Here is a 6,457-nt window from a genome sequence, read left to right on the forward strand (position 1 = left end):
TACACGCGATGACCCACCCGGTCACCGCACCCCTGAAAACCAGCTAACCAACTCTCCATCAAACCCGGGGCTTGACAAAGACGTCCATGTTCACGCAACTGCGCCGAGACATCCAAGACCGCCGGGAACTGGCCCAGGACCTGGTCCGGCAAATCCGTGAAACGCTTGCCGGCGTACGCACCGGTGTGGAACGGGTCGGTGTCGAAGTCGATTGGACGGTGCGCGAGGATTCCGACGCCCAGCGGATGATCAAGCTACTCACCGCCCCACCGTCCGACGAGACCTTCAACCAGATGTATGAGGTGTTGCGGAAACGCATGGACGACGCCAACGCCGAAGCCTGGACCGACCGTGTCGCTCACACCTTCGACTACCGCTCCTGGCACGAATGGAAGATCAACATCACCCACAGTAGTTTCAGCAACGACGGCAAGGAGGTGTTCCGCCCGGTCATCGCCCGATCTAATCCGTTGAAGTCGCTGAGCACCGGGGAATCGCGGCTGGCAACAATGCTGCCCCTGCTGGCCGCCGCCTGGTCGATGTACTCCGGCGACAGCTACCGAGGCCCGCGCCTGCTGTCCATCGACGAGATCGACGCCGCGTTCGACGAGCCGAACCTGCGCCAGGTATTCGCCCTGCTGCGGAAGTGGAAATTCGACGTGCTCGCGACCACCCCCACGATGACCCCGATGATCAAACGTGAGGTGCAACAGGTCGTGGTCCACCAACTGGTCACCGGTGGCCGTAACCGGGTCACCGTGCCATGGCTATGGCGCGGTCGAGACGAACCGCAACCTCTGACCTTCGATCTCACGCCCAGCTCCAAAGCCCTTAGCAGCTAGCCATGCCGACCGACGTTGGACTGTTGGCAGACGACCCGGACCTCGCCCCACTGTGGCAGGCCGTACACGACCGGCTATGTGCCGGCGAAGACCCCGCCGCCGTCACCACCGTCCGTGTGCGTGGCCTGTCCCGCACGGGAGTCGCCGCGCTGCGCTCGTGGCTGGACACCACCACCTACCGCCGTCGCCGCTCCGCCGTGGCCGTCGATGGCGACGTCACCACGGTCCCGCTACGGGCACTGCTACAGACTCTCAACCTCGAGAGCCACGACCTGCCACAGTTAGTCGAAAGCGCCACTCGGCAGCCGATCGTCAATCGCAGCCTCGCCAACCGCGCCGCCAAAGCCCGCCGTGAGCAGCTGTGGCAGTACACCGAGCAACGCCTGCCCCATCTGCCGCGACTGGTGGCCCGAATCCGAGCAGCAGGCGTCGGCGACGACGACACCGACCTCCGCCGCACCGTCGAAGCGCTGGCCGCCGCTCTTACCTGGATCCCTGCGACACCACCTATACCGCTGGCCAAACTCGCTCACGACACCACACGCGACCCGCACTTCTTCGACCTCGGCACGACCGCCGGCACCCGGCTGGTCGCGGCCGTCGCGGAACTCACCGGCCGCGCCGAACCCACCCGCCCAGACCTCGTCCGGAACCTACTCGCCGACGTCGGCATCCTGGCCGATCGGCTGACGGCCACCGTCCTGCTGCTCAACGTCGACGCTGTCGGCGATGGCCCGATCGACCGACGGCTGCGCGAGTCGACCCTGCCCGTCGCCCTCACCCTGCTCGACCTGATCGCCACCCCACCGGTCCTGGCGCCGATGCCGCTGACCGTGGTGGAAAACCCCTCCGTGCTGGAGATCGCCCTCATCCGTCGAAGCCGGATCCCGCTGGCCTGCACCAGTGGGCAATTACGGGCCGTGGACCACGTCCTGCTGCAGCTGGCCAACCACTGCGGAGCACACATCCGATACGCCGGCGACATCGACAGCGCCGGTCGACAGATCGCCGACACGGTCGTGAGCCTCTACCATGCCGAACTGCTCGCAATGGACCCGGCGACCGTACGCGCAGCCACCACTGCGTCCTCAGGAGGAGGCGAAAATCCGACCCACTCCGCCGATGGGCAGAGCATCGTCGTCTTTCAGGAACACGACGTAGTTCTGGCCAAGATTTTCGGCGGTCTGTAACTTCATTCGACAGGCCCAGAAACCGGCCCGCCCTTATTAGCCCGACGAGGTGAGGCACCGCGCATGTAGCGAGCCGCGCCAGCTTCTACTCGGTCGTCACGGCGCCTCCCCGATCCGCGCTCGGGCATGTTGTAGAACCGCTCGTGGCGGCGCGCATCTGGTGTCAGGCCGTCTCCGACACGCTCGCCGATCCGACCGCACCTTGGCGGGCACAGGCGGCTGCCGCAGCAGGCTGATCCCTCACCGTCACATGTACTGGCGGCATCCGTCGGTGGCGGTGAGCGGCCGGGTGTTGCGCAGCAGCACGGCGGCCTTGTCCGCGGCAAGGTCCAGTGCCGCGCCGCCGGGGATCAGGTCACGCAGCAGCACGTGAAGCCGGTTGAGCAGCCGGACGCGTTCGCGGGCCAGGTCGTCGCGGCGTTCGGAGAGCAGGTCGCCGGCGGCGGCCAGTAGTTGCGCGATACCCCGCCCCAGCCCAGCGGCGCCTTCGACGGCGAGGGCTTTGCGGCCAGCGGGCGGCCCAGGCGGTCAGCGTTTTGTATGCGGCGGCGTTGACGGTGATCCGCCTGGTCGCCAGCAGGTAACCGGTCTCGTTGAGGGCGACAGCGGTCAGGGAGAACTTGTACGGGTCGATGCCGATCGTGATTACGGAGAGCCGGGTTCCTTCCGCCAAGCGAACGAGGATCACCGTGGCGGGCAGCCCGACTTGGGGAATCGTTGAGCACGCCTCTGTTGAGCCACGCCACGGCCGGACGCCGGCCAGCCGTGGCACGCTCTTGAAGAGCCAACCCTCGGGCGGCAAGGGGTTTGCGAGCCAGTGCCGACCGGCGCCCTGACGCTACGGGCTGCAGACCCGCGCATCTGACCCCAGTCGACAAGTCAGGGGTTTGGTCATCCATGTCGTCGGATGCGTGCGGTAGGGAGGGGCTTGGACCTGCGCCCGGCGTGCTCGGACCTGAGCAGCAACCCGGCCAGATGCTCCTGCCCTAGCTTCCGGGACGTGGACGAGGTCGGCTTCGATCGGTGGCCGGATGAGGCGCTGCCGGCTTGCTGCACGGAATCGTCGGACTGCTTGCGTACGCTGTAATGCAGGTACTCGGGCCGAGTGCGGGCGGCGGTCGAAGAGGTGTGAGGTTGAGCGGCAACCTGGAGCAGTTGGGCCCAACGGGGTTCCAGGATCTCGCTGCCAGCCTTGCGGTCGCCTCGTTTGGCCCAGGCGTGCAGGTGATGGGAGCTGGCCGTGACGGTGGACGCGACCTGTACCACCGGGGCACGCTCATCTGGAAGCCAATCGAGGATCAGCCGGGCGAGGCGTGGGATGGGTACACCGTCCTGCAGGTGAAGCACAAGGCGACCCGTTCCAGCAGTCACCAGGAGAGCGCGGCCTGGCTGTGGGGCCAGGTTCGCAGCGAGCTGGAAGGCTGGGCTGATCCCAAGGGAGATCGCAATCCCATCCCCGACTTCCTGATCATCATCACGAATGTGACCTTGACTCCGTATCCGGAGGTCGGTGGTCATGATGTCCTCAACGCGAACATCGCGAGCTATCTCGAACGCCTTGATGACGACAGGCGCGATGTTGATAAGGCAGCCAGAAGAGATCGGGAGGCGCGGCTGGCGAGGCTGAAGCGGATCAAGAAGGTGCGTGTCTGGGACGGCAACCAGATTCTGGCCCTGCTGAAGGTGCACCCTGGCATCCGCAATGCGTTTCCGGGGTTCCTTACCGCCGGCGATGTCTTCGCGGCCCTGACGCAGTTCACCGACAACATCCCACTCAAGCACCTCGAACCAGGACTCAGGGAACACGCCAAAACCACACTGATGGGTGAGGGCTTTATCTACTTCGATGAAGCGGGTAGCGGGGACGGCCGCGGGATTCCCGTTCACGATGTAGCCATCGACCTGCCGGTCACCCACGCAGCCAGTACGGGGCGTACAAGCATCGTGAGGTATGTGCTTGACCGCGCGGAACACGTTCTCATGCCCGGCGTCACCACCCAACCGGCCCCCTGGCACCTGATCGTCACCGGTGCGCCCGGCAACGGCAAGACCACGATCTCCAAGTTCCTCGTCCAAGTGTTCCGCGCAGCCATGCTCAACGGTGCCGCAGACCTTAGTGAGGGGCACCGTGAAGTCATCAGAGGCACCGCCGCCGCCCTGAAGCGCTTCGGCCGTGAGCTGCCGAAACACCGCCGTTGGCCAATGCGCATCGACCTCGCCGAGTACGTGCAGGAAGGAGGGCTCAGCGACGACTCGACCCTGCTGCGGTGGATCGCGCACAAGGTCTCGCGTCGTTCCAACGTCGGCGAGGTGACGCCGTGGGCGCTGAAAGCATGGTTGCAGAAGTGGCCCTGGCTGCTCGTACTCGACGGGCTCGACGAAGTCACCGAACCCGCCGTACGCAAGCGGTTGATCGAACGCGTCACCGAGTTCGTCCACGACGCCGAAGCCGCCGCATGCGACCTGCTGGTCATCCTCACCACCCGCCCGGTCGGCTATACCGAGAACATTGCGCCTACCCACTTCGAGCGGATCGACCTGGACCACCTCGATCTCGCCGAGGCCATCCGGTACGGCGAACTTGCGACGAGGGTCCGACTTCGCACGGACATTGACCGCGTCGAAAGAGTGCGCTCCCGCCTGCACAAGGCGGCGGAAGACGAGGCCCTGCAGCACCTGCTGCGCACCCCGCTGCAGGTGCTGATCCTGACCATCATCATCGACGGGGCCGGACAACTGGCCCCCGACCGCTACAGCCTCTTCCGGGGCTACTACGACACTGTCTTCAGACGAGAACGCGACAAGCCCGCTGGCCTGCACAAGATGCTGCAGGAGCACGGCCAGCAGATCCAACAGCTACACGAACGGGTCGGATTCGAACTGCAGGTGCGCAGTGAGGCCGGCGACCGCTCCTACGCCACTCTCACACCGGACGAACTGCAGCGGATCGCGTGGCAGGTTCTGAACGAAGCTGGGTTCAAGCCCTCAGGCAAGGACGCCGGCCTGTTGGAAAAGATCCTCGACGCGGCCACCAAACGGCTCGTCCTTCTCGCGCCGCGTGGCGAGGACGGCTACGGCTTCGACGTCAGGTCCCTGCAAGAGCTCATGGCCGCCATGCACCTGACGACGGGCCCGCTCGAAGGCGTACTCCAACGGCTCAGGGCATCCGCAGCCAGTCCCTTCTGGCGCAACACCTGGTTGTTCGCCGCCGGTCAGCTCTTCTCGACCCCTCAGTCGCACCAGCACGGTGCCCTTGTCGAACTCGTCGAGACAATCGACGAGCACGCCGAGGACCGCCTTGGTCACGTCGTGCCGGTCGGTCCGCGGCTCGCTCTCGATATCGTCGACGACGGCATGGCTCGCTCCTATCCCAGGTGGCGCGACCGCCTGATCGCGCATGGGCTGAAGGTCCTGTCCGAGCCCCGCCCTCCGGACCTAGCCTCGATCGCCACATATCTTTTGCGCTTCGCCAACACCGGCAACGACCAGCGATCGACCGTGGCAGAGGGCCTGCGCGACGCGCTCGGAGGGACGCCTGCCGCACGGCAGACTGCCGCCTCGCTCCAGCAGCTGGTCCCCGCGATCGCCGCCAAGATCCACGCGCATGCCGACGTGCGTGGCCTCGCCAACGTGAGAAAGCGCCCAGAGGCGCCACCACCATCCCCGGCCGCGGATGGCTGGGAGGACTTCGAGATCGAGATTGCCACGACCCCGTGTTCGGACGAAGAATCTGCCCTGCTTCGCAACGGCGCCACCGCGCTACGTCGAATCAGCGTGAAGCCAGTGCGAGAGGAGGACACGGCTTCGATTCAGCGGGCGTTGGAAGTGAAGGCCGGGGCGACAGGGCTGGCTGCGGCCCTGGCGCACGTGGCCGGGCACGAGGACAAGCTCGTCGAGAACCTGCGAGACGACATTCTGCCGGCAGTGCATCGTCGGCCTATCGGTGAGCAGCTTCGATCTATGATCCCCGACAACCTGTAGGTGCCGCTCGCCGTGCGGTCGGGCCGCCGCGAAGACCCGCATTGGGACTGCTTCCCTAGCGAAGCGTCAGAACGGCTCTCTAGGTGCCATGTGGGTTAAGCGAGCATCCCAGAGCTGACGTAGCCGCATGCAAAATGACCAGATGTGCTCTGGGCAATGCGGAGTGGCGAAGTAGTGGAAAACGCGAGTGGCAGAGGCCATTGTCGGCGTTGCGAAGTGCACTTTATCGATAGCCGTAACAGTGGCGCCGATCCTCCTTGTTTGTCGGGTTGCCTCGGCGAGCGCGCTCTCAAATTCTTCCTCGAGCCTTAAGCCGACCCAACTCGGTGGAATCCGCAAAAAGAGCACGCCGACCTCGCCCTTCGGTCACGGCCCCGGCGTTGTTCCGGCTTGAGGTGTTCTGTCCAGGTTGAGGACCGGACAGAGCTGAAGTTGTGGGACGAG

4 protein-coding genes are annotated in these 6,457 nt (G+C 65.5%); 3 read left to right on the forward strand and 1 reads right to left on the reverse strand.

From position 1 onward, the window contains the following. The first annotated feature begins 86 nt into the window (after window positions 1-86). Both AC1WTP_RS34035 and AC1WTP_RS34040 read left to right on the forward strand, forming a co-directional pair. Window positions 87-842, forward strand: a complete 756-nt coding sequence (locus tag AC1WTP_RS34035; protein WP_481653319.1) for an SbcC/MukB-like Walker B domain-containing protein — start codon at window positions 87-89, stop codon at window positions 840-842. A 2-nt stretch (window positions 843-844) separates the two neighbouring features. Beyond that, window positions 845-2,032, forward strand: a complete 1,188-nt coding sequence (locus AC1WTP_RS34040) for a TIGR02679 domain-containing protein (protein WP_481653320.1) — start codon at window positions 845-847, stop codon at window positions 2,030-2,032. Window positions 2,033-2,278: 246 nt separating this feature from the next. Here AC1WTP_RS34040 and AC1WTP_RS34045 read toward each other — a convergent pair whose 3' ends face one another. Continuing rightward, window positions 2,279-2,401, reverse strand: coding sequence for a hypothetical protein (locus AC1WTP_RS34045; protein WP_481653321.1), 123 nt, complete (start codon window positions 2,399-2,401; stop codon window positions 2,279-2,281). A 765-nt stretch (window positions 2,402-3,166) separates the two neighbouring features. On the opposite strand from AC1WTP_RS34045, the gene AC1WTP_RS34050 reads away from it, so the two are divergent. Further along, window positions 3,167-6,013 (forward strand): NACHT domain-containing protein, encoded by a 2,847-nt coding sequence (locus tag AC1WTP_RS34050; protein ID WP_481653322.1) that lies wholly within the window; start codon window positions 3,167-3,169, stop codon window positions 6,011-6,013. Window positions 6,014-6,457: the final 444 nt, after the last annotated feature.

It is taken from the genome of Micromonospora sp. R311 (assembly GCF_056780015.1).

Bases quoted from the DNA above. Each gene is read 5' to 3' on its own strand.
- AC1WTP_RS34040 (WP_481653320.1), top strand. From the start codon at position 845: ATGCCGACCGACGTTGGACTGTTGGCAGACGACCCGGACCTCGCCCCA.
- AC1WTP_RS34035 (WP_481653319.1), top strand. From the start codon at position 87: ATGTTCACGCAACTGCGCCGAGACATCCAAGACCGCCGGGAACTGGCC.